This window comes from Erwinia rhapontici (assembly GCF_020683125.1).
Lineage (GTDB): Bacteria > Pseudomonadota > Gammaproteobacteria > Enterobacterales > Enterobacteriaceae > Erwinia > Erwinia rhapontici.
Genome location: NZ_CP085627.1, coordinates 4,664,004 through 4,688,812, shown reverse-complemented (window position 1 = coordinate 4,688,812; position 24,809 = coordinate 4,664,004). Strand labels below are relative to the sequence as shown.

The following is a 24,809-nucleotide window of genomic DNA, read 5'->3' as shown; positions in this document are numbered from 1 at the left end:
ACAAAAGTTGTGCCAGTATGACGTGCTGGCAGTGGTGCCTGGGTGAGATGCTGAAGGGGAAGAGTGGTGAGTAACCGGATTGAAGCGCTGCATCAGCAGTTGAAAAAACGCATTATGCTGCTGGATGGCGGCATGGGAACCATGATCCAGAGCTACAGACTGGAAGAAGAGGATTTTCGCGGTGCGCGTTTTGCCGACTGGCCGAGCGATCTCAAAGGCAACAACGATCTGCTGGTGCTGACGAAACCCGAGATGATTAGCGAAATCCACAACGGCTACCTCGCCGCAGGTGCAGATATCCTCGAAACTAACACCTTCAACTCCACCACCATCGCGATGGCCGATTACCAGATGGAATCCTTGTCGGCCGAGATCAACTACGTCGCCGCGAAACTGGCGCGGGCCTGTGCCGACGAGTGGACGGCACGCACCCCGGATCGTCCACGCTATGTCGCAGGTGTGTTAGGGCCCACTAACCGCACCTGCTCCATTTCTCCTGATGTCAACGATCCCGCATTTCGTAATGTCACCTTTAACCAGCTGGTGGAAGCTTACCGCGAATCCACCCGCGCGCTGGTGGAGGGGGGCGCTGACATCATCATGATTGAAACGGTGTTCGATACCCTGAATGCCAAAGCGGCGATCTTTGCCGTTAAAGAGGAATTTGAAGCGCTGGGGGTTGAGCTGCCGCTGATGATCTCCGGTACCATCACCGATGCTTCAGGCCGAACGCTCTCTGGCCAGACGACGGAAGCCTTCTATAACTCACTGCGCCACGCGGAACCGCTCTCCTTTGGCCTGAACTGTGCTCTTGGTCCAGACGAGTTACGTCAGTACGTAGCGGAGCTGGCGCGTATTGCCGAAGGGTATGTCACCGCACACCCGAATGCCGGGTTACCCAACGCTTTTGGTGAATACGATCTGGATGCGCAGATCATGGCCGAACAGATTGGTGAATGGGCGCAGGCCGGCTTCCTGAACATTGTCGGCGGCTGCTGCGGTACCACGCCAGAGCATATCGCGGCGATGGCGAAAGCGGTTGAGGGCGTTGCCCCGCGTCCGCTACCAACGCTGCCCGTTGCCTGCCGCCTTGCCGGGCTGGAGCCGCTGAACATCAGCGCAGAAAGCCTGTTTGTCAACGTGGGGGAACGGACTAACGTCACCGGCTCGGCGAAATTTAAACGACTGATCAAAGAAGAAAAGTATAACGAAGCGCTGGAAGTGGCTTTGCAACAGGTGCAAAGCGGCGCACAGATTATTGATATTAATATGGATGAGGGGATGCTCGACGCTGAAGCAGCGATGGTGCGTTTTCTCAACCTGATTGCCGGGGAACCGGATATTGCGCGTGTGCCCATTATGATCGACTCCTCGAAATGGGAGGTGATCGAGAAAGGTCTGCAATGTATCCAGGGCAAGGGCATCGTTAACTCGATCTCCATGAAAGAGGGCGTCGATCAGTTCCTGCGTCATGCCCGCCTGGTGCGGCGTTACGGTGCGGCAATGGTGGTGATGGCCTTTGATGAAGTGGGCCAGGCGGATACCCGTGCGCGTAAAATCGAGATCTGCCGCCGCGCCTACAAGCTGCTGACGGAAGAGGTCGGCTTCCCGCCGGAAGATATTATTTTTGACCCGAATATCTTCGCGGTCGCCACCGGCATTGAAGAGCACAACAACTACGCGATGGACTTTATCGGCGCCTGTGAAGACATCAAACGCGAACTGCCGCATGCGATGATTTCGGGCGGGGTGTCCAACGTGTCGTTCTCCTTCCGGGGTAACGACCCGGTGCGTGAAGCGATTCACGCGGTCTTCCTCTACCACGCTATCCGTAACGGCATGGATATGGGGATCGTGAATGCCGGGCAGCTGGCAATCTATGACGACCTGCCTGCCGACCTGCGTGATGCGGTAGAGGACGTGGTGCAAAACCGTCGCGACGACGGCACCGAACGTCTACTGGAGCTGGCAGAGAAATATCGTGGCAGCAAAGCCGATGATGACAGCACCAAACCGCAGGCCGAATGGCGCAGCTGGGACGTGGCAAAACGCCTGGAATACTCGCTGGTTAAAGGGATTACCGAATTTATTGAAGTCGATACGGAAGCCGCACGCCTGTTGGCCGCCCGTCCGATCGAAGTGATTGAAGGGCCACTGATGGCCGGTATGAACGTCGTCGGTGACCTGTTTGGCGAGGGTAAAATGTTTCTGCCACAGGTGGTGAAATCAGCGCGTGTGATGAAACAGGCGGTGGCCTGGCTGGAACCCTATATTGAAGCCAGCAAAGAGAAGGGCAGCACCAACGGTAAAATCGTTCTGGCGACGGTAAAAGGCGATGTGCACGATATCGGCAAAAATATCGTTGGCGTGGTGTTGCAGTGTAATAATTACGAAATCATTGACCTGGGCGTGATGGTGCCCAGCGATAAGATCCTGAAAACCGCCCGCGAACACAACGCCGATATTATCGGCCTGTCTGGCCTGATCACCCCGTCACTGGACGAGATGGTCAACGTGGCGAAAGAGATGGAGCGCCAGGGCTTTACAATACCGCTGTTGATTGGTGGGGCTACCACGTCTAAAGCGCACACTGCGGTAAAAATCGAACAGAATTACAGCGGCCCGACGGTATATGTGCAGAACGCCTCGCGCACCGTGGGCGTGGTCTCTGCGCTGCTGTCTGCTACCCAGTACGATGACTTTGTCACCCGCACCCGCAAAGAGTACGACACCGTACGTATTCAGCATGCCCGTAAAAAACCGCGTACGCCGCCGGTGACTTTACAGGTGGCACGTGACAACGATTTTTCCTTCGACTGGGAGAATTACACACCACCGAGAGCACACAGGCTGGGTGTGAGCGAAGTGAGTGCTAACATCGAAACGCTGCGCAACTATATCGACTGGACGCCATTCTTTATGACCTGGTCGCTGGCCGGCAAATATCCGCGCATTCTGGAAGATGAGGTGGTCGGTGAAGAAGCCAAACGGCTGTTCGCCGATGCCAACGCGATGCTGGATCAGCTAAGCCGCGACGGTTCACTCAATCCGCGCGGTGTAGTGGGCATTTTCCCGGCGAACCGCGTCGGGGATGATATCGAAATTTACAGCGACGAATCGCGTACTGAAATTTTGCAAGTGAGTCATCACTTACGCCAGCAGACCGAAAAAAAGGGCTTTGCTAACTATTGTCTCGCCGATTTTGTCGCGCCGAAGTCGAGCGGTAAAGCCGACTATCTGGGCGCATTTGCCGTCACCGCAGGCCTCGAAGAAGATGCCCTGGCAGACGCCTGGGATGCACAGCACGACGACTACAACAAAATCCTGGTCAAAGCATTGTCAGATCGCCTGGCGGAAGGTTTTGCCGAATATCTGCATGAGCGGGTGCGTAAAGTGATATGGGGCTTTGCCGCCACGGAAAACCTCAGCAACGACGAGTTGATTCGGGAAAACTACCAGGGGATCCGTCCTGCGCCTGGCTACCCTGCCTGCCCGGAGCACACGGAGAAAGCCACCATCTGGGAACTGCTCGATGTGGAATCCCACACCGGAATGAAACTGACGGAGTCCTTCGCCATGTGGCCGGGGGCGGCGGTGTCCGGCTGGTACTTCAGCCATCCGGAGAGTAAATACTTTGCCGTGGCCCAGCTACAGCGTGACCAGATTGAAGACTACGCCCGGCGTAAAGGGATGTCGGTCACCGACGTTGAACGCTGGTTAGCGCCTAATCTGGGATATGACGCTGATTAAAAACGTGTTCATTGCTCTTCATTGAGAATTGATAAGGTAATCATCGGCTAAACTAACACTATCAGCACAGCGGATCTTGTTACTGCTGTGCATAGTCAGTCTTTCTGAGTGATGAGGTCGATATCTGTGTTAACCCTGCTTAATCTTCTTTCTGCCGTGGCGTTGCTGGTGTGGGGGACGCACATCGTGCGTACCGGCATTATGCGCGTCTACGGTGCCGATCTGCGGCGGGTACTCAGCCGCAGCGTGGCAAAAAAACCGATGGCGTTTCTGGCGGGCATTGGTGTTACCGCCCTGGTGCAGAGCAGCAATGCCACCACCATGCTGGTGACGTCATTTGTCGCCCAGGAGCTGGTGGGGCTGACACCTGCGCTGGTGATCATCCTCGGTGCGGATGTCGGTACGGCGCTGATGGCGCGTATCCTCACGTTTGATCTCTCCTGGCTGTCGCCGTTGTTTATCTTCTTTGGCGTGGTGTTTTTCCTTGGCCGCAAACAGACCCGTGCGGGGCAGATAGGGCGTGCCAGCATCGGGCTGGGGTTAATTCTTCTGGCCTTACAGCTGATTGTTGCTGCTGCCACGCCGATCACCCAGGCCGCCGGGGTAAAAGTGCTGTTCTCATCACTGACCGGTGATGTGATGCTTGATTCACTGATCGGTGCGCTGTTCGCGATTATCAGCTATTCCAGCCTCGCGGCCGTTCTGCTGACCGCCACGCTGACGGCCACCGGGGTGATCTCCTTCAAAGTCGCCCTCTGTCTGGTGGTTGGGGCTAACCTCGGCAGTGGGCTGCTGGCGATGCTGAATAACAGCGCGTCGAACGCTTCCGGCAAACGGGTGGCGCTCGGCAGCCTGCTGTTTAAATTTATCGGCTCGCTGCTGGTGCTGCCGTTTATTGAGCCGCTGGCGGGATGGCTGGAGAAATTGCCGGTCAACGACGAAGAGTTAGTGATTTTCTTCCATGTGTTTTACAACCTGATCCGCTGCGTTGTCATGGTGCCCTTTGCCGAACCGATGGCTGCGCTGTGTCGTCGGCTGATCCGTGAGGAGCCGGAAACCGACCTGCGTCTGAAGCCACGCCATCTTGATCCCGGCTCACTGGATACGCCTGCGCTGGCGCTGGCTAATGCCTCACGTGAAACCCTGCGAATGGGGGATGTGATGGAACAAATGCTGGCGACCTTTAGCAAAGTTGTGCACGGTGAACTGCGGGAAGATCGCGAAATTCGCAAGTTGGATGATGATGTCGATGTGTTGTACACCGCCATCAAACTCTATCTGGCACAGATGCCAAAAGAAGACCTGCCGGAAGAGGATTCACGGCGCTGGGCAGAAATTATTGAGATGGCCCTGAACCTGGAGCAGGCCGGAGATATTCTTGAACGGATGAGTGGCGATGTGGCCGATAAATCACTGGCCGCGCGGCGCGCATTCTCGGTGGAAGGTTTACAGGAGCTGGATGCTCAGTTAGAGCTGCTGACCAACAACCTGCGCCTGAGCCTGTCGGTATTTTTATCCCGCGACATGACCAGTGCGAAACGCCTGCGTCGTTCCAAGCACCGTTTTCGCATCACCAACCGTCGCTACTCGCATGCTCATGTTGATCGTCTGCATCAGCATAATGTTCAGAGCATCGAAACCAGTTCGCTGCATCTGGGGTTACTGGGGGATATGAAGCGCCTTAACTCTCTGTTCTGCGCGGTGGCATACAGCGTGCTGGAGCAGGCGGATGATGACAGAGATGATGAGGAAAGTAGCAGAGTCAGGAAGGTGTAGGGGCCAGGCACGCCTGACCCTCTACGAATGTTAAAACAAACCCCAACAGCAGGTTATTTTTTCTTAATCGCTTTGCCAGACCAGTAACCCGCCAGCAGTGACCCGGACAGGTTATGCCACACGGAGAACAGCGCGCCTGGCAATGCTGCCAGTGGGGAAAAGTACATTTTCCCCAGCGCCGCGGCCAGACCTGAGTTCTGCATGCCCACTTCCAGCGCCAGCGTGCGGCAGGTGGATTCGTCGAAGCCAAACAGCTTGCCGCCCCAGTAGCCGCCCAGCAGACCAATGGCGTTATGCAGGATCACAGCGACAATCACCATCAGCCCCACTGAACCGATAAAGCCCTGGCTGCCTGCCACCACCGCACTGATGATCAACAGAATGCAGACCATGGAAAATGCAGGCAGGTAAGGCTCTACGCGTTTCACCAGGCCGTTCATGGTGTGGTGGATCACCAGGCCGAGGCTGATCGGCACGACGACAATTTTCACAATACTCAGCAGCATGCCCACCACATCCACCTGAATATGGGTATCGACATAGAATTTAGTCAGCAGCGGCGTAGCGAAGACCCCCACCAGCGCCGACACGGAGGAGATGGTTACGGACAGGGCAACATCGCCCTTGGCCAGATAGATCATCACGTTAGAGGCGGTCCCGCTGGCCACGCTGCCCACCAGAATCATACCTGCTGCCAGGTCAGGCGGCATATGGAACAGCTTTGCCAGGCCCCAGGCTGCCAGTGGCATCACCAGATAGTGCAGGAAGGTACCGGCAATCACCGGTGCCGGGCGGGTCAGTACCCGTTTGAAATCGCCGACGTTTAGCGTCACACCCATACCGAACATAATCAGCATCAGCAGGTAAGGCACATAAGGTCCCATGCCGGTGAAGGTCGTGGGCGTGTAATACGCGGCAACAGAGAGCAGGACTGCCCAGAGAGGAAACAGTCGGGTAACAGTGGCGAGCATAGAGAGACTTCCTTTTTAGAATCGCATTTTTTCTTTCAGCGAGTATGCAGATGATGCCAAATTGCCATAGCAAAACAACGCTCATCCCGAAGGATAAGACGTCGAAGATCATAGCATTAAAAATGGGGTGAAAAGTCAGCGAGTTCCGGCGGATATAAAGCAGAAAACCCCACCGGAGTGGGGTTCAGGCAGCACAGCATACTTCTTCTGCCGCCGACGAAAAAACCGGGCAAGGCCCGGTTTCATCATCATTCAAACAGGTTGCGGTGCAGCGTTTGGACAATTTTCTCTGCATCCTGTCCAGGGACAAGGAAGCAGAGATTGTAGCTGCTGGCACCGTAACAGATCATGCGCAGATTGAACGGCTCCAGCACGCCAAACACTTCTTTGCCCACGCCACAGGCCTGAGAAAGTTTGTTGCCGATAATCGCAACCAGCGCGAGATTCTCTTCCACTTCTACCCGGCACAGGGAGGAGAGTTCCGTCAGCAACGCCTGTGTCAGCAGGCTTTCTCCGGTCGAGGTTGAACCGGTGGTATCCAGCGTCAGCGCCACGCTCACTTCAGAGGTGGTGATCAGGTCAACGGAGATATTGTGACGCGCCAGAATGTTGAAGACTTCGGCAAGGAACCCGCGCGCATGCAGCATATTCAGGCTGTGCAGCGTCAGCAGCGTCTGTTTACGGCGCAACGCAAGGGCGCGGAACAGCGGCGGGTTCTCGGTTTTATTGCACACCATGGTGCCACCGGCTGACGGATCTTTGCTGGAACCGACAAACACCGGAATATCACTGCGGACCGCAGGCAACAGCGTCGCCGGATGCAGCACTTTCGCGCCAAATGTCGCCATTTCAGCAGCTTCTTCGAAGGTGATCTCATCGATACGATGGGCAGTATGCACCACGCGCGGATCGGTGGTGTAGATACCCGGCACGTCAGTCCAGATATCAATGCGGCTGGCATGCAGCGCTTCACCCAGCAGGGCAGCCGTATAGTCACTGCCGCCACGGCCTAGCGTGGTGGTGCGGCCCTGTGCTTCACTCCCGATAAAGCCCTGTGTCACCACCAGCGCTTCGTCAGTGCGGGATTTCAGCTGGGTGTTAACCAGTTCGTTCAGCAGCGTGACGTTTGGTTCTGCGCGGCCAAAGCGGTCGTTAGTGCGCATCACTTTACGCACATCGAACCACTCTGCGGCGACCTGACGCTGGCGCAGGATCTCAACAAACAGCAGGGTGGACATCAGTTCACCGTGGCTGACCAGTTCATCGGTCAGGGCGGTAGAGGGCGACAGTGCTGCCGCTTCGGACAGCATACTGATGTTGTCCAGCATGCGGTCGATTTCGTCACGGATGACCGTCGGTTGATCCAGTGCGTCAATGATCGCGTACTGAATACGGCGAATGTCGTCGAGCAGGGAAGCACGCTGTTTTGGCTGCTGGCCTTCAGCCAGCGCAACCAGCAGATTGGTCACACCCGCAGAGGCGGATAAGACAACCAGACGCACATCGGGATTGGACAGCACCACATCAGCGCTGCGGTTCATAGCGGTAAAGTCGGCCACACTGGTGCCGCCAAATTTCGCCACGATCAGATTTTGAGACATTACGATGACTACCTTCGTGTCAGGATTTATTCCATCAGCTTGGCACAAGGGAAGGAGCACAACAGGGGAGGACGTAGAATGAAGGCTACGAGTCACCCAGAAGCGCCCCACCTCGCCGCCCGACTACCGGACGTTGCTGGTGACAACCCAGAGGATTCAGCCCCTGCGGTCGATACGCCCCACTCCGCGTGGTTGATACCTCGGCGTCGCTCCCCATCATGCATTATCAAAGGATTCGGTTCCTCCAATACACTGCCTGGGCGACGCGCCTCTTCTGGCTTACACATTGCGTAAGTTGCGCATAGAAATATCGGGTTATGGCGCGGCTGTCAACGCTTGTCGGCTAATGATTATTCATTTTCGTTATACCCGGGAAGGTATCACTCGTGCTAATCACTTTTGGATCAAAAATCATCGTTTAGACCATAAGCGTCAATTCTTATAAGCACGGTCCGGGCTATAATTTTTTCTCGTAAAAGGGTATGAATAGTCATACTGAAACCCTCCATGCGAATCATTCGCACTGGCGGAGACAAAATCGTGGCGGGATGATAGCTGTAACCTGTTGCAGGAAGAGGGGAGCCGAACGCCCGTAACAGGTAATATATCGTCCGGTCTGAATGACAGTTCTTAAATAAAAAGAGTGTGTTGCTATGAAAAATATCAATCCGACACAAACCGCTGCCTGGCAGGCGCTGCTTCAGCATTTTGAACAAATGAAAGATGTGCAAATTGCTGACCTGTTCGCCAAAGATGCCAACCGGTTTGCTGCCTTCTCTGCCACGTTCGACGATCAGATGCTGGTGGATTTCTCCAAAAACCGCATCACCAGCGAAACCCTGGAAAAACTGCAGGCGCTGGCTAAAGAGACCGATCTGCAGGGCGCGATCAAATCCATGTTCTCCGGTGAGAAAATCAACCGTACTGAAGATCGTGCCGTACTGCACGTGGCGCTGCGTAACCGTAGCAACACGCCAATCGTCGTCGACGGTAAAGATGTGATGCCGGAAGTGAACGCAGTGCTGGAGAAGATGAAAGGTTTCTCTGAGCGCATCATCGGCGGTGAGTGGAAAGGCTTTACCGGGAAACCGATCACTGACGTGGTGAACATCGGTATCGGCGGTTCGGATCTTGGGCCGTTTATGGTCACCGAAGCGCTGCGTCCGTATAAAAATCATCTGAATATGCACTTCGTTTCTAACGTTGATGGCACCCATATTGCTGAAACGCTGAAAACACTGAGCCCGGAAACCACCCTGTTCCTGGTGGCGTCAAAAACCTTCACCACGCAGGAAACCATGACCAACGCCCACAGCGCGCGTGACTGGTTCCTGACCTCGGGTCATCAGGAGGATGTGGCGAAGCACTTTGCCGCGCTGTCGACCAACGGTAAAGCGGTGGCAGAGTTCGGTATCGACACCGCTAACATGTTCGAGTTCTGGGATTGGGTAGGGGGTCGTTATTCTCTGTGGTCAGCGATTGGTTTGTCGATCATCCTCTCTATCGGTTTCGACAACTTCGAAAAGCTGCTGGACGGTGCCCACGCCATGGATCGCCATTTTGCGGATACCCCGGAAGAGAAAAACCTGCCGGTTCTGCTGGCGCTGATCGGCATCTGGTACAACAACTTCTTCGGCGCAGAAACCGAAGCGATCCTGCCTTACGATCAGTATATGCATCGCTTTGCTGCTTACTTCCAGCAGGGCAACATGGAGTCTAACGGCAAATATGTGGACCGTGCCGGTAACCCGGTCTCTTACCAGACTGGCCCGATTATCTGGGGCGAGCCAGGCACCAATGGTCAGCACGCGTTCTACCAGTTGATCCACCAGGGTACCAAGCTGGTGCCATGCGACTTTATCGCGCCAGCGGTATCGCATAACAAACTGGGCGATCACCACAGTAAGCTGCTGTCTAACTTCTTTGCTCAGACGGAAGCTCTGGCGTTTGGTAAAGCACGTGATGTTGTGGAAAAAGAGTTCGCGGATGCCGGCCTGGACGCGAAAGCCGTTGAGCACGTGGTGCCGTACAAAGTGTTTGAAGGCAACCGTCCAACCAACTCCATCCTGCTGCGTGATATCACCCCGTACAGCCTCGGTGCGCTGATTGCACTGTATGAGCACAAAATCTTCACCCAGGGCGTGATCCTCAACATCTTCACCTTCGATCAGTGGGGCGTGGAGCTGGGCAAACAGCTGGCTAACCGCATCCTGCCAGAACTGGCGAGTGGCGAACCGCTCAGCAGTCATGACAGCTCGACGAATGGTCTGATTAATCGCTATAAATCCTGGCGTTAATCTACCCGCCTGGGCGAGGCACGCCTCGCCCAGGGCAGGCGTTTCTGACCCCTGCGATGCTCTATGCGGCCCCCAGTTTCTGGGGGTTTTTTATTTTCTGGAAATGACTGGACCTGGTTGACAGCGCGCCCTTTCTCTTAACAGCCGCGTACAGGCGTTGGCAGCCTGTAGGCACTCTGATTACACGGCTATTTTTCACCCCAAAGATGAATAAAGTGGCCGTAAGGAGGGTGGGCATAATCCTAAAAATCACGTAAACCGTACCAATTTGAGACAGATAATTCTTAAATAAACGCTCGTTAAAACCTAATAAATGTTAAGAACTAATTTGTTATTTAATTGATTTTTATCGTTTTTCTGTCGATATTTCGTCAATTACTACCGCTACGTCATTATTCTCCTCGCTGTATGCCTTTTTCAACTTTTCATATCGATAATAAAGTGAGTGTTGGTATTAACCGCTGTTTAAATGTCTATGGCAGGCAAAAATATCTTAATACACCACATTTTCAGTCTTTTATCATCGCTGTATCTCTTGCTTCGACACCTCGCCCGATGCGCTGCTTTCTGGAAATTAATTCCCCATACTGGAGTCGCCAGGTGCCATCCAGGCCCGGGCATCCATTCATTTAATGAAGGGAAAGTGTGATGAAAAAAGTCATATGGGCTACTGCAGCCATAGTGTACTTAGCGAGTGCAACAGGCGCGTTTGCCGCCGTTGAAGCCACTGGTGCGCCAGAGGTTGAAACGGGTGCGGCTGCTGGTGCTGAAGCAGGTGCGATGTCAACCGGTGTCACCACCGCTGTTGGTATTGGCGCTGTTGGCGCACTGGCTGGCGTGGTGCTGGCAGCAAGCAGCGGTGGAAATGGTTCTAATACCGGAACAACGACCACCACCACCACAAGTACAACCCGCTAAGTTCAAAAATTAATCATAACCACACATTTGTGTGGTTATTTTCAGCCTTGTTCTACTTTGCTCAGGGACACACACAGTTGCGAAACCTACCACTTCTGCTGCTCTGCCTGCTGCTTCAGGCCTGTACACAAACGCAAAAAGGATTGGGTGAAACCGTCAAGCTGGCTTTTCTTGGCGTCGACGACATCCAGATGACTAACGAACAAATCGACACGATGCCTTACGCCAGCATGTATCTGCGCGTCAACGGCGGCCAGCAAATCTTTGTGGTACTGGGCTTCAACGAAAATGGTCAGCAAAAGTGGATCACCCGCGATAAAGCCATGGTGGTCACTCAGCATGGTCGTCTGGTGAAAACGCTCGGCCTGGCAGATAACCTCAACGGTGTCAGTAACCTGGATAACGATCCGCTGCGAGATGCCCTGCATCTCACCGATGGCGCGAGCTGGACCCGCACCCTGCGCTGGACCGAGGGCGGCAAGCCGGAGGCGGGCACGGCGGTTTCCCACTTCTCGCGCCAGAAGGATGAAGTACTGCAACTGGCGGGTCAGTCGGTGGCATGCCGCGTCTGGCAGGAAGAGGTGTCGATAGCGGAAAGTGGCGAATCCTGGCGTAATACCTTCTGGGTGGATATCTCCACCGGGCAGGTGCGCCAGTCACTGCAAATGCTGGGGGCAGACTATATCCCTGTTGAATCCACCATCCTGAAGCCTGCGAAATCATGAAAAAAATAACCCTTATTCTCGCAGGGATAGTGGCATCACTGTCGCTGCACGCCCAGGCCGATGGTCGGGTCAATGTCTTTTACCCTGGACAGACACAACCGGTAGTGATCAGCGGAGCGGCCAATCTGGCGCAACTGGTGACCAACCCGGCACTGACGCAGAAAACCTGGTGGCCGGGAACGGTGATCGGCGAAAAACTGGCGACGGCCGTGGCGGTACAGCAGCAACAGCAGCTGCTGACACGCTTGCAGGCATGGCGCGATGAACTCAAAAGTGACGGTGACGGTGAACAGGCCGCCGTGGTGGAAAACGTCCGTCAGCAGATTGCCGGAATGAAAGTCACAGGGCGTCAGATCGTGAATCTGGACCCGGACTGGGTGCGTTTACGACCGCAGGCTAACCGCACGCTGGAAGGGGAATACAGCCTCTATACCCTGGCAGAACCCACTTCCATTACGCTGGCTGGCGTGGTGGAAAATGCTGGAAAAACACCGTGGGCAGCAGGACGATCTGTGGTTGAGTATCTTGATGCGCACCCGCGAAGGGAAGGCGGTGAACGCAACAACGCGCAGGTGATCTCTCCGGCAGGCGAGGTGACAGAAGTGCCGGTGGCGTACTGGAACCGTCGTCACTATGAGCCGCAGCCGGGCAGCATCCTGTTTGTGGGCTTCTCTTCCTGGACGCTGCCGAGCGCCTATGCCGATCTTAACCAGCAGATCGTTTCTGTTCTGACGCACCGGATCCCTGACTGATGAAAAAACGTTATCTTCTCAGCCTGCTGTCACTCTCTGTCGCCTGTGCCTGTCAGGTTCAGGCTGCCGGTTATCCGGACCCGATTGGCCCGTCACAGTCTGACTTCGGTGGCGTCGGCCTGATGCAGGTACCGACTGCGCGTATGGCCAAAGAGGGCGAGTTCAGCCTTAACTATCGTTATAACGATCAGTATCACTTCTACTCCTCCTCGGTGCAGCTGTTCCCGTGGCTGGAAGCGACCATCCGCTACACCGATGTGAAAACGCGTGAGTACAGTGCGGTGTCGAGCTTCTCGGGAGATCAAACCTACAAAGACAAAGCCTTCGACCTCAAACTGCGCCTGTGGGAAGAGGGCTTCTGGCTACCGGAAGTCTCCGTGGGGACACGTGATCTCGGCGGTACGGGCCTGTTTGACAGTGAATATCTGGTTGCCACCAAAGCCTGGGGGCCATTTGATTTCACCCTCGGTATGGGCTGGGGCTATATCGGTAACAGCGGCACGGTGAAAAATCCGTTCTGCTCCGCCAGTGAAAAATATTGCTACCGCACCGAGGGTAGCGGCACCGCCGGTTCCGTCAGCGGTAGCGATATGTTCAAAGGGCCGACCGCTATCTTCGGCGGGATTGAATATCAGACGCCGTGGCAGCCGCTGCGCCTGAAAATGGAGTACGAAGGTAACGACTATCAGGATGATTTCGCCGGTCGTCTCGAGCAGAAGAGCAAGTTTAACGTCGGGGCGATCTATCGCATTACAGACTGGGCAGATGTGAACGTCAGCTACGAGCGTGGCAACACCTTTATGGCAGGCTTCACCCTGCGCACTAACTTCAACGATCTGCATCAGACCCAGCGTGATACGCCGAAACCGGAATATAACCCGCAGCCGCAGGAGCGCTTCCTCGATCCAACGGTGACGGCCAATCAGTTGACCGATCTGAAATACAACGCCGGGCTGAATGCACCAAGTATTCAGGTAGAAGGCAGCACGCTATACGTGAGCGGTGAGCAGGCGAAATATCGCGATACCACCCGCGGCGTTGATCGCGCCAACATCATCATGGTGAACCACCTGCCAGAGGGGATTGATACCCTGAAGGTGATGCAGACGCGCAGCCATATGCCGCAGGTGACGACGGAGACTAATGTGGCAAGTCTGCAACGTCAGCTGGCGGGATACCCGCTGGGGCGTGAAGAGACGCTACAGCAGCAACGTGTCAATCCGGTTGACCCGGGGCGCACCGAACAGGGCTTCTTTATCGATGGCGATCGCCTGAACTACAGTTTGTCGCCCGTGCTCAATCAGTCAGTCGGTGGCCCGGAAAGCTTCTACCTGTATCAGCTGGGCGTGATGGCGAATGCCAGCTTCTGGCTGACGGATCATTTGCTGGTCGATGGCAGCCTGTTCGGCAACCTTGCCAATAATTATGACAAGTTCAACTACAACGGCGCACCGGCAGACTCCACGCTTCCCCGCGTACGTACCCATATTCGCGACTACGTTGAAAATAACGTTTACGTGAATAACCTGCAGGCCAACTACATGCGTGAACTCGGCAACGGCTTCTATGGTCAGGTGTATGGCGGGTATCTGGAAACCATGTACGGCGGAGCGGGGGGCGAAGTATTGTACCGCCCACTGGATTCCAGCTGGGCGATTGGCGTGGATGCGAACTACGTCAAACAGCGTGACTGGGACAATATGATGAAGTTCAACGACTATTCGGCGAAGGTGGGCAATATTACCGGATACTGGCAGCCGTGGTTCATGCGTAATGTTCTGGTGAAAGCCAGCGTCGGGCAATATCTGGCTGAAGACAAAGGGGTTACCGTTGACGTTTCGAAACGCTTTGACAGCGGGATTATCGTGGGCGCTTACGCCACGAAAACCAACGTCTCAGCAGAAGAGTATGGCGAAGGCGATTTCACCAAAGGCTTCTACATCTCCGTACCGATGGATGTCTTTAGCGTTTCACCAACCCGTGGTCGTGCGCAGGTCAACTGGACGCCGCTGACGCGTGATGGCGGCCAGATGCTGGGCCGTAAATACCAGCTGTACGATATGACAACCGATCGCGACCGCAATTACCGTTAACCGCCGGGCCAGGCATGCCTGGCCCCTACGAAATGTACGGGTCGGGCACGCCCGGCCCGCAGCCAGTACAATGCATGCGTTATCCATCATCGAAATGTTGTGATCTGCATCACGCTCAAGCATATTGTTATCCGTCGGCATTCACGACGGATAACAATGACTTTGAGGCACACCATGACGTCCCAGGAACGTAACACGCCCGCCACCCGGCTGGCCTTTGCCCTGCAAATGGTATTAAACACAGGCCTGATCGTGCTGGCCTGTATTCTGATCATCTTTCTTGGTAAAGAGACCATCCATCTTGGTAACGTGCTGCTGAATACCGGAGAGCAGACATCGTCTTATCTGCTGATCGAAGGTATCGTGATCTACTTCCTCTATTTTGAGTTTATCGCACTGATCATTAAGTATTTTCAGTCAGGCTATCACTTCCCGCTGCGCTACTTTGTCTACATCGGGATCACGGCGATCATTCGTCTGATTATCGTCGACCATAAAAACCCGTTCGATACCCTGGCCTACGCCATTGCCATTCTCATCCTGGTTATCACCCTTTGGCTGGCGAACAGCAACCGCCTGAAGCGGGAATAACTCGCCAAACCAGCCACAAAATCGTGGCTTTTTGCCGAGCTTTGATAGGTTTGCCGCCAGGGTCTGCGTTACACTGACGCATCGAAGATTTTGCGGAGAAGTGTTATGGCTGAGAACGCGCTGTCGCTATTGCGCGCGATCAACTGGCTACCAGATTCATCACCCCTGTTAACCGCCCCCCTGCTGGACTGGCTGCTGGAAGTCGATTCCATGACCCGTCGTTTTGAGCGTCACTGCCAACAGGTGACGGTTAACCTGCTGCGTGAAGGATTTGTCAGTGCCCAGGACGCAGCAGAGGATATCGCCCTGCTGCCAACAGAACCACGTTACTGGTTGCGGGAAATCGAACTGTGCGGTGACGGGGTTCCCTGGCTGGTGGCGCGCACGCTGGTCCCGGAGTCGACCCTGAACGGCCCGGAGCAGAAGCTGCAACAGCTGGGCACCGTCCCTCTGGGTCGTTACCTGTTTGCCACGTCTACCTTAACGCGTGATTTTATTGATGTCGGCCACAGTGCTGAACTGTGGGGGCGGCGTTCACGCCTGCGTTTATCGGGCAAGCCGCTATTATTGACCGAACTGTTTTTACCCGCTTCCCCGCTCTATGCCAGCGTGGCGGCAGAAGGGGGACAGTAGCGTGGAGAGAAGTCTGCAAATGAGTAAGCTTTCGGCCTATAGCCGTCTGATGCGTATTGATAAACCGATTGGTTCGTTGCTGCTGCTGTGGCCAACGCTTTGGGCGCTCTGGCTGGCTGGCATGAGCATCCCGCCGCTCAACGTGCTGCTGGTCTTTGTGCTGGGCGTATTTTTTATGCGTGCAGCAGGTTGTGTGGTCAATGATTTTGCTGACCGCAAAATCGATGGTTTTGTGAAGCGTACCCGGGAGCGCCCGCTCCCCAGCGGTGCGGTGACCACGCTAGAGGCAAAACTGCTGTTCGCCGGGCTGGTACTGGTTTCCTTTGGGCTGGTGCTGACCATGAATAACATGACCATCTGGCTGTCGCTTGGTGGGTTGGGGTTGGCCTGGCTCTATCCGTTTATGAAACGTTACACGCATCTGCCGCAGGTGGTGCTCGGGGCGGCGTTTGGCTGGGCTATTCCGATGGGCTGGGCGGCGGTAAGTGAAACGGTCCCCTTAACCTGCTGGCTGCTGTTCCTGGCGAATATTTGCTGGACGGTGGCGTACGACACGCTTTATGCGATGGTTGATCGTGATGATGATTTGAAAATCGGCGTGAAATCCACCGCCATTCTGTTTGGACGTTTCGATAAGCTGATTGTGGGGCTGTTACAGCTGGCAACGCTTGGCCTGATGACGCTGGTGGGCTGGCAACTGCATCTCAGCGGCGTATTCTATTGGGCGGTGCTGGTGGCGGGTGTGTTTTTTGTCCATCAGCAGAAGCTGATTGCCGGACGTCAGCGCGATCGCTGTTTCCAGGCCTTCCTGAATAATAACTGGGTAGGGTTGGTGCTGTTCGTTGGCGTGGTACTGGGGATCGGATAAAACGCGTAGGGGCCGATCATCTGTTTCGATCGGCCCACCACACTGACATCAATCGTGCTCTACGGCACTCTCAATGGTCATTCTCACATCCTGAGTTATCAGCTCTGCCAGCAGTTGATAAACCTGCTGTGTCTGCTCAACCTGAGCATCACCGGAATCGCTGATATAGCCTTCATCACGCAGCGTTAACACCAGCGATGTAAACACCGCTTTGTCGAAGAACTCCGGCGCGTTAATACCATGCAGCACGGACAGACGCTGTGCCATGGTACGGCTCTCTTTTTCCAGCGTGCCACGGTTAATTGCGGGTTTCGCGCTGAGGATAGAGAAGGTAATCGAGTAACGTTGCAGGGTTTCGCGCACGCCGGCAGCCAGCAGTTGCAGGGTGCGGAAACGACCGGCACTCAGACGCAGACTACTCTCTTCAGCAATCAACAGCCCCTGACGGGCCATTTCAGCCACCAGTGAGTCGAGTACCTGGCCCAGTTCATCGGTGCTCCAGCGCAGGAAAAGCTCACTCTTCAGCATTGGGTAGATCACCGTGACCTGGCGCAGAAGCTCGGCGCGGGTGATTTCACGGTGCTGCATCAGAATGGCGGCAATCAGCGACGGCATCACCAGCATGTGATGAATGTTGTTGCGATAGTAGGTCATCAGCACGGCCTGCTCACGCGGCAGTACCACGATCTCGCCGATGCTATCCTGCTCCAGCTCGAATTTGTTCATGCTCAGCGCATGTTCCAGCAGTGCCTCTGGCGTCATATCCGGCACGGTGGAATCAGGCGAGTACGGCACATTGCGCAGCAGTTGCACATAACAGTCGAGCTGTTCGGTCAGCTGCTCGCGGGTCATCGAACGCTGGCGTGATGCCAGCAGCGCAGTCACACACAGGTTCATGGCATTGGCTGCCCCTGCATTGTTAATCCGCACCATGACTTTCTGCGCGATGTCGTTCACGGCCGGGGTTAACCAGGCTGGACGCTGGGCTTCAATAGGATCGATAGCCTCACGCCACTCTGGTACCTGCTGATTCAGATACGCGACCAGCGGCAGCGGCTCACCAAAGTTCACATAGCCCTGACCGAGATTACGCAGCTTACGCAGCCCGCGCACCATCGACATAAAGCCTTCTTTCTCTTTGGTCGCACCGCGCAGCTCTTTGGCGTAAGTTCCCACTTCCATCACGTGTTCGTAACCGATGTAAATCGGTACCAGCGTAATAGGGCGGTTACCTCCACGCAGCATCGCCTGAATCGTCATCGACAGGGTGCCGGTTTTCGGATCCAGCAGGCGGCCTGTACGTGAACGGCCGCCTTCCACGAAGTATTCGACGGAATAGCCACGGGTGAACAGCTCACCAAGGTATTCACGGAACACCGTGGAGTAGAGCTTATTGCCCTTGAAGGTACGACGAATAAAGAAAGCGCCCAGGCGACGGAAAATCGGGCCCGCTGGCCAGAAGTTCAGGTTGATCCCGGCTGCAATATGCGGCGGCACCAGACCCTGGTGATACAGCACATAGGAGAGCAGCAGGTAGTCCATATGGCTGCGATGGCAGGGCACGTAGACAATTTCATGTCCGTCCTGTGCCAGCTGGCGCACGCGCTCACCGCCGTTAACGTTAATCCCCTGATACAGCTTGCTCCAGGTCCAACCCATGATACGGTCGGTCAGACGAATCGCTTCGTAAGAGAAGTCAGCTGCGATCTCTTCCATCAGCTCAACGGCATTCTGCTGGGCTTTTTCATGGGAGATTTTTTTGCTGCGTGCTTCGTCTTCAACCGCTTTAGCGATCGCTTTAGACTGCAACAGCTTGTTGAACAAGTCCTGGCGCACAGGCAGACGCGGCCCCACAGCCGCTAAACGCTGGCGGGCAAAGTGCATACGCGCCACACGGGCCAGCTTCTGCGCGATGATTTTATCTGTACCGTGCTCGGTGGCCATATGGCGCAGCGATACCATCGGTGAGAAGCGCACAAAACTGTCACGTCCCAGCCAGATGACGGCAAAGAATTTCTGGATACCATTCAACATGCGCAGATGCGGCTGTTCGTCACCCTGTACCTCACGGCCCGGCGCACGACCAAACATCACTGATACCGGCACCATTTGCACATCCAGATCGGGATGATTGCGGTGCAGATCGAGATAATCGTGGAACAGCTTGACCGACTCAAGATTCGGAACAAAGTACGGGAACAAGCGCGGGCCATCATGAATAAACACATGGCGTGGCAATACCGTACCGTCGATCTCCAGAAGTTCCAGAGGATCGGGCAGGTCTTGTTTGCGACACTGCTCACGCAGTGCAAGGAGATCGGCCTTTGAATCATAAGGCAGCACATACATAATAGGGCGCGACGTATCAAGCCCGAGTTCGGCAACCGGCTCAGCCGGAATTGCTTTACTTTTTACCAGTAGTTTTACTGGAAGATTCAATAAGTTATAATATAATTTACGCCAACCTGACATAGACAACATGAAGCCTCTTGTTAGCAAAGCGCCGCAAGCATACCAGAAAGCGCCAACAGAATCTGTGGTGTTAAAAAACCTGTAGTTCCACTCATTGACGTTAAACTTCTCAAAGGGTTCCCTGATTATGGCAAATAATGTCACCGGACTGACGCGAATCATAAAAGCAGCCGGGTATTCGTGGAAAGGCATCCGCAGCGCGTGGCAGCATGAAGCCGCTTTTCGTCAGGAAGCCGTCGCGGCGATCATTGCGATTATCATTGCCTGCTGGCTGGACGTAGATGCCATTACCCGTGTGCTGCTGATTGGCTCGGTCATGCTGGTCATCATTGTCGAAATACTCAACAGTGCCATCGAAGCGGTCGTCGACCGTATCGGCAGTGAAATACACCCCCTTGCAGGCCGGGCCAAAGATATGGGTTCTGCGGCCGTGCTGTTGACTATCTTGCTGGCAATTTTTGTTTGGATCATGCTGTTAGTGCCACATTTGCGATGAGTTTTCCAAAAATCGCCACAAACTGCATTTCGCCCAACTTTAGGTTTTCAATGTCTAAATACCTGTATATACTCACAGTCGACTGTATAAACAACCAGGGGGCGGAATGAAAGCACTAACGGCGAGGCAGCAGCAGGTTTATGACCTGATTCGCGACCACATTAATCAAACTGGTATGCCGCCGACGCGCGCAGAGATCGCTGCGCAACTTGGTTTCCGTTCCCCGAATGCGGCTGAAGAACACCTGAAGGCCTTAGCCCGTAAAGGCGTGATTGAGATCGTTTCTGGTGCTTCCCGCGGTATTCGCCTGATGATGGAAGAAGAAGACGGTCTTCCACTGATTGGCCGGGTTGCCGCCGGTGAGCCACTGTTGGCAGAGCAGCACATTGAAGGGCACTACAAAGTTGACCCTGACCTGTTCAAGCCTGGCGCTGATTTTCTGTTGCGCGTCAGTGGGATGTCGATGAAAGACATCGGTATTATGGACGGCGATCTGTTAGCGGTACATAAAACTGAAGATGTGCGTAATGGGCAGGTTGTGGTTGCGCGCATTGATGACGAAGTGACAGTGAAACGCCTGAAAAGGCAGGGTAATACGGTGCAACTTTTACCAGAAAACCCGGACTTCAAACCTATCATTGTCGACCTGCGTCAGCAAACGCTGACTATTGAAGGTCTTGCTGTCGGCGTTATTCGCAACGGCAACTGGCTGTAATCGTTACTCCCCGCTAAATCCTGCGCGCTGCTTCTGTGGCGCGTATTATCATCTGTAATCGCTTTAGCTCTGATGGGTTCTGATGAAACTGCTCACCTCTGCGGATAAAAGCCTCTGGCGGCTGGCGCTGCCGATGATCCTTTCTAATATTACCGTGCCACTGCTTGGTCTGGTCGATACCGCCGTGATCGGCCATCTTGATAGCCCGACGTATCTTGGTGGGGTGGCGATCGGCACGACCGTAACCAGCTTCCTGTTTATGCTGCTACTGTTTCTACGCATGAGCACCACCGGGCTGACTGCCCAGGCATTTGGAGCCAGTGATAAATCCGCACTGGCACGTGCATTGATGCAGCCGCTGCTGCTCGCTCTGCTGGCCGGCCTGCTGTTTATCCTGCTAAAAACACCCATCACTCACTTTGCTCTGGGCCTGACCGGTGGCAGCGAAGACGTTCTGCACCAGGCGGCACTGTTTATGCAGGTGCGCTGGCTCAGTGCTCCCGCAACGTTGGCCAATCTCGTGCTGCTTGGCTGGCTCCTTGGGGTGCAGTATGCGCGTGCCCCTGTGATCCTGCTGGTGGTGGGTAATCTGGTCAATATCCTGCTGGATCTGTGGTTTGTTATTGGCCTGAAGTGGGGTGTACAGGGCGCGGCAGCGGCTACCGCAATAGCTGAATATGTCAGTTTTATTGTTGGTCTGCTGCTGGTATGGCGGGTGATGAAACTGCGTGGTCTGTCAGTAAGGTTGATGCTGAGTGCCTGGCGCGGTGATGTGGGGCGCCTGCTGCGCTTAAATCGCGACATCATGCTGCGTTCTCTGTTGTTGCAAATCTGCTTTGCGTCGCTGACTATCTTTGGTGCCCGTCTGGGGAATGATGTGGTGGCGGTCAACGCGGTATTGCTGATGTTCCTCACCTTTACCGCCTATGCACTGGATGGCTTCGCCTATGCGGTTGAGGCCTGTTCTGGAGAAGCCTATGGCGCGCGCGACAGTAAGCAGTTACTCAGCGTCTGGCATGCTGCCTGTCGGCAGTCGTTACTAGTCGCAGCAGGGTTTTCTCTATTTTATGCCCTGTTTGGTGAGCAAATTATCGCGCTGCTGACGTCTCTGGAACCGCTTCGCCAGCTTGCCGATCGGTATTTATGGTGGCAGGTGCTGATGCCATTAGCGGGTGTGGGCTGTTATTTGCTGGATGGGATGTTTATCGGTGCCACCCGCGCCAGTGAGATGCGCAACAGTATGGCCGTCGCAGCACTGGGCTTTGGTTTGGCGCTGTTTAGCGTGCCGTGGCTGGGTAATCATGGTCTGTGGCTGGCAGTCACGTTGTTCCTGCTGCTGCGCGGTGTCTCCCTGTGGGTCATCTGGCGTCGTCACTGGCGTAAGGGAACCTGGTTCGCGCAGTGACACATTTGGTTACGTAACGCGCCGCTTCGCTAGTTCACTGAATTCTAGGTGTTTTTAGTGATTTCTACCGCTTTTGCCAGCGGGTTAACGGCCAGTGCGTGGTTTCTCTACTACAATTATCTTTGTCTCAGGCAAATAACCAGATGATTGTCTGGTTTAACAGTTGGTTTTTGAGGCATTAAAGCTGTTTTAACCCAAGGTAGAGGAATCACATTATGAATAAAGACGAAGCCGGCGGTAACTGGAAACAGTTTAAAGGTAAAGTGAAAGAACAATGGGGTAAGCTGACCGATGATGACTTGACGGTCGTTGAAGGTAAACGCGATCAGTTGGTGGGTAAAATTCAGGAACGCTACGGCTATCAGAAAGATCAGGCCGAAAAAGAGCTGAGTGATTGGGAAACCCGTAACAACCACCGCTGGTAAAAACAGCGGACCCTTTCAGGACGATGCTCCTACCCAGGCACAAGGACAGTGCCACTCACCTCTTTCTCCTCCCTCACAAAATTTGACTAACGCCCGCGTTTTTTACTCTGCACACTATGATCGTGCTGGCACGCATCCTGATGTGTGCAGGCTTCAATCTCCCCGCATTTTTCACAGAAACCATGCGCCTCAATCACGCTATGTCCCAGGGTAAAACCGGACTTCAGGGCCAGCGATTTCAAAATATCTTCCACGCCATTAGCATGCTGCTCGGCCACTGAACCGCAGCGGTCACAAATCAGCATGGCTGAGGTGTGTGACGGTTCTTCAAAGTGATGACAAACCACATAGCTGTTGGTGGACTCCACGCGATGGATAAAGCCCTGCTCCAGCAGGAAGTCCAGCGCACGGTAGATGGTAGGAGGCTTTGCCTGAGGTTCAGAGGCACGCAGTAAGTCCAGCAGATCGTAGGCGCTGATGGCCCCATTCTGCTCACTCATCAAACGCAGAACTTCAAGACGCTGCGGCGTGAGTCGCACGCTGCGTTGCTGACAGATAACTTCCGCCTGCGACAGGATTTTTTCAGCACTGGTCATATTCATTGTTCCCCCTCAGGCCATATCAGGATGTTATTTTATCACGTCTGCAACAAAACGCCGAGTTCACCTTCAGGCGGCCCTCTGTCACGTGCACAGACTCAACCCTTTACTGGTATTGCTGATAAGTGCAGAAGGTAAAAAAAATTTAATCATTGTTTTGAGTGCACCAGGGCCATTATTTTTTAATGCAGTATCGTTAATCTGATTTGCAGGGCTTAAGGTTCATGACTACCTTTTGCAAAGGGCTGTGTGCGTTTGGTACTGAAATAAACAGATGCAAAACGTTCAACTGTTAGCGTGATAACAGATTAATAAAATGGCAATGACCTGATAAGCCCACTCATCTTCTCTCAATTCACAGCAATGAAATGGTGCCTTTATGTTCATTATTCAGGCATTCGGTTATGCGTGTCTTTGCGCATTCGCTTTTTCATTTTTTTATGGTGGGTTTGGGGTCAATGGCAAATAAATTCAATAAATTAATCGGTTTTTCCGCACCAGTGGTATTACCCGCTCTGTTGTTTACTCCGCTGAGTGCGCTTGCCGCCGGTAACTATTTCGATGCCCGCAATGATGCGATGGGCGGGGTGGGGGTTGCCTCTTCCAGCTACGGTTCGGCGGTGCTGGCGAACCCGGCGCTGATGACCAAAGCAAAACCGGAAGACAGCGTCAGTATTATCCTGCCAGCCGTCGGTGCGCAGATCAGCGACAAAGGAAAACTGGTCGATAAGGTGGATGACCTGACCAATGCTGTCGACAGTTACAAAGACCTGGCGAATAACTTCGTCTTCCCCACGGATATCCCCCGCGCCCAGTCGGCTGCCGGTGATCTAGCCGATCGTCTGCGCGAGATCAAAGGGCAGAAGGCATGGGCAAATGCCGGTGCTGCATTTGCAGTGACGGTTCCGAATGAGGTTCTGCCTTTCGCGTTTGTCACCAAAGCTTACGGTACGGCTTCCGTGGTAACCGATGTCACGCAAAGCGACATCGATTATCTGCAAGGTATTGCCGATGGCACTAACATTCCGACGACGGCGGGACTGAACAGCCTGACTTCTGCCGGACTGGGACGTGCAGCGGTGGTTTACGATATGGGGATCGCCGTCGCGCATGAGTTCGATTTCGGTGGTCAGCCGGTGTCGCTGGGCATCACGCCAAAGCTGCAAAAAACCACGCTGTATAACTACAGCGCCTCGGTATACAGCTATGACAAGTCAGACTTCACCAACGGCAATTATAAAAATACCAACACCGGGTTTAACCTGGATGCGGGCGCCTCAACCGACCTCGGTGAAAACTGGACGCTGGGCCTGAGCGCGCAGAACCTGATCTCACGTGATATTGATACCAAAGAGGTCAGCGGCTACAAGGATACCTATCAAATCCGTCCGCTGGTCACCTCCGGCGTGGCATACCATACCGAGCGCCTGACAACGGCACTGGATGTGGACCTGACCCCGACTAAGCGCTTTAAAACGCAACAGGACAGCCAGTATGCTGCCGTGGGTGCGGAGTATCGTTTACTGGACTGGCTGCAACTGCGCGCCGGTTACCGTGCTGATGTGAAGTCCAATGACACTGATGTCTTCACGGGCGGTTTTGGCCTGTCACCGTTTAACAAAGTACATCTGGACCTTGCCGGGATGGTGGGGAAAGACAATACCTGGGGCGCCGTTGCCCAGTTGAACTTCACTTTCTGATAGTCCGGATGGTCTTTAGGAG

19 protein-coding genes and 1 riboswitch are annotated in these 24,809 nt (G+C 54.5%); of the genes, 15 read left to right on the top strand and 4 right to left on the bottom strand.

Annotated features, from left to right (window positions below):
* The first annotated feature begins 114 nt into the window (after window positions 1-114).
* Both metH and LJN55_RS21590 read left to right on the top strand, forming a co-directional pair.
* Window positions 115-3,750, top strand: coding sequence for a methionine synthase (metH, locus tag LJN55_RS21595; protein WP_407647815.1), 3,636 nt, complete (start codon window positions 115-117; stop codon window positions 3,748-3,750).
* Between the two features lie 126 nt (window positions 3,751-3,876).
* Complete coding sequence (locus LJN55_RS21590) at window positions 3,877-5,526, top strand: Na/Pi cotransporter family protein (RefSeq protein WP_133846950.1); 1,650 nt, start codon at window positions 3,877-3,879, stop codon at window positions 5,524-5,526.
* 53 nt (window positions 5,527-5,579) lie between these two features.
* Here the strand turns inward: LJN55_RS21590 and panS are convergent, their stop codons facing one another.
* Both panS and lysC read right to left on the bottom strand, forming a co-directional pair.
* Window positions 5,580-6,497 carry a ketopantoate/pantoate/pantothenate transporter PanS gene (panS, locus tag LJN55_RS21585; protein ID WP_133846951.1) on the bottom strand — a complete coding sequence of 306 codons (918 nt, stop codon included), beginning with the start codon at window positions 6,495-6,497 and terminating at the stop codon, window positions 5,580-5,582.
* 248 nt (window positions 6,498-6,745) lie between these two features.
* Entirely contained in the window at window positions 6,746-8,098 is a 1,353-nt protein-coding gene (gene lysC / locus LJN55_RS21580; RefSeq protein WP_159336734.1) for a lysine-sensitive aspartokinase 3, read from the bottom strand.
* Window positions 8,099-8,190: 92 nt separating this feature from the next.
* Window positions 8,191-8,380, bottom strand: a riboswitch (Lysine riboswitch).
* A gap of 371 nt (window positions 8,381-8,751) precedes the next feature.
* Here lysC and pgi point away from each other — a divergent pair.
* The 8 genes from pgi (at window position 8,752) to ubiA (ending at window position 16,975) form a co-directional block, all read left to right on the top strand.
* Entirely contained in the window at window positions 8,752-10,395 is a 1,644-nt protein-coding gene (gene pgi / locus LJN55_RS21575) for a glucose-6-phosphate isomerase (protein WP_227535265.1), read from the top strand.
* 648 nt (window positions 10,396-11,043) lie between these two features.
* A complete protein-coding gene (gene yjbE / locus LJN55_RS21570; protein WP_133846954.1) occupies window positions 11,044-11,313 on the top strand; it encodes an exopolysaccharide production protein YjbE in 270 nt (89 codons plus the stop codon).
* A gap of 77 nt (window positions 11,314-11,390) precedes the next feature.
* Window positions 11,391-12,038 carry a YjbF family lipoprotein gene (locus LJN55_RS21565; RefSeq protein ID WP_133846955.1) on the top strand — a complete coding sequence of 216 codons (648 nt, stop codon included), beginning with the start codon at window positions 11,391-11,393 and terminating at the stop codon, window positions 12,036-12,038.
* On the top strand, window positions 12,035-12,790 hold the full coding sequence (locus LJN55_RS21560; RefSeq protein WP_159336735.1) for a capsule biosynthesis GfcC D2 domain-containing protein: 756 nt from the start codon (window positions 12,035-12,037) through the stop codon (window positions 12,788-12,790). Before LJN55_RS21565 ends, LJN55_RS21560 begins: the two co-directional genes overlap by 4 nt.
* Complete coding sequence (locus LJN55_RS21555) at window positions 12,790-14,883, top strand: YjbH domain-containing protein (protein ID WP_227535264.1); 2,094 nt, start codon at window positions 12,790-12,792, stop codon at window positions 14,881-14,883. The genes LJN55_RS21560 and LJN55_RS21555 overlap by 1 nt, the downstream gene beginning before the upstream one ends.
* A 174-nt stretch (window positions 14,884-15,057) precedes the next feature.
* A complete protein-coding gene (gene psiE / locus LJN55_RS21550) occupies window positions 15,058-15,474 on the top strand; it encodes a phosphate-starvation-inducible protein PsiE (RefSeq protein WP_062748345.1) in 417 nt (138 codons plus the stop codon).
* Between the two features lie 105 nt (window positions 15,475-15,579).
* Window positions 15,580-16,107, top strand: coding sequence for a chorismate lyase (ubiC, locus tag LJN55_RS21545; RefSeq protein WP_159336736.1), 528 nt, complete (start codon window positions 15,580-15,582; stop codon window positions 16,105-16,107).
* Window positions 16,108-16,126: 19 nt separating this feature from the next.
* Window positions 16,127-16,975: a 4-hydroxybenzoate octaprenyltransferase gene (gene ubiA / locus LJN55_RS21540; protein ID WP_192933176.1), complete on the top strand. Its 849-nt coding sequence runs from the start codon at window positions 16,127-16,129 to the stop codon at window positions 16,973-16,975.
* A 48-nt stretch (window positions 16,976-17,023) separates the two neighbouring features.
* Here the strand turns inward: ubiA and plsB are convergent, their stop codons facing one another.
* Window positions 17,024-19,447, bottom strand: a complete 2,424-nt coding sequence (plsB, locus tag LJN55_RS21535; RefSeq protein ID WP_227536426.1) for a glycerol-3-phosphate 1-O-acyltransferase PlsB — start codon at window positions 19,445-19,447, stop codon at window positions 17,024-17,026.
* Window positions 19,448-19,574: 127 nt separating this feature from the next.
* Between plsB and LJN55_RS21530 the strand changes: the two genes are divergently transcribed.
* The 4 genes from LJN55_RS21530 (at window position 19,575) to LJN55_RS21515 (ending at window position 22,488) form a co-directional block, all read left to right on the top strand.
* Window positions 19,575-19,943: a diacylglycerol kinase gene (locus LJN55_RS21530; protein WP_133846960.1), complete on the top strand. Its 369-nt coding sequence runs from the start codon at window positions 19,575-19,577 to the stop codon at window positions 19,941-19,943.
* A gap of 106 nt (window positions 19,944-20,049) precedes the next feature.
* Window positions 20,050-20,658: a transcriptional repressor LexA gene (gene lexA / locus LJN55_RS21525; RefSeq protein WP_062748337.1), complete on the top strand. Its 609-nt coding sequence runs from the start codon at window positions 20,050-20,052 to the stop codon at window positions 20,656-20,658.
* A gap of 82 nt (window positions 20,659-20,740) precedes the next feature.
* Window positions 20,741-22,063: an MATE family efflux transporter DinF gene (gene dinF / locus LJN55_RS21520; protein WP_133846961.1), complete on the top strand. Its 1,323-nt coding sequence runs from the start codon at window positions 20,741-20,743 to the stop codon at window positions 22,061-22,063.
* 215 nt (window positions 22,064-22,278) lie between these two features.
* On the top strand, window positions 22,279-22,488 hold the full coding sequence (locus LJN55_RS21515) for a CsbD family protein (protein WP_133846962.1): 210 nt from the start codon (window positions 22,279-22,281) through the stop codon (window positions 22,486-22,488).
* A gap of 86 nt (window positions 22,489-22,574) precedes the next feature.
* Here LJN55_RS21515 and zur read toward each other — a convergent pair whose 3' ends face one another.
* Window positions 22,575-23,084, bottom strand: a complete 510-nt coding sequence (gene zur, locus LJN55_RS21510) for a zinc uptake transcriptional repressor Zur (protein WP_133846982.1) — start codon at window positions 23,082-23,084, stop codon at window positions 22,575-22,577.
* A 461-nt stretch (window positions 23,085-23,545) separates the two neighbouring features.
* On the opposite strand from zur, the gene LJN55_RS21505 reads away from it, so the two are divergent.
* Window positions 23,546-24,787, top strand: a complete 1,242-nt coding sequence (locus tag LJN55_RS21505) for a conjugal transfer protein TraF (protein ID WP_133846963.1) — start codon at window positions 23,546-23,548, stop codon at window positions 24,785-24,787.
* The last annotated feature ends 22 nt before the right edge of the window (window positions 24,788-24,809 follow it).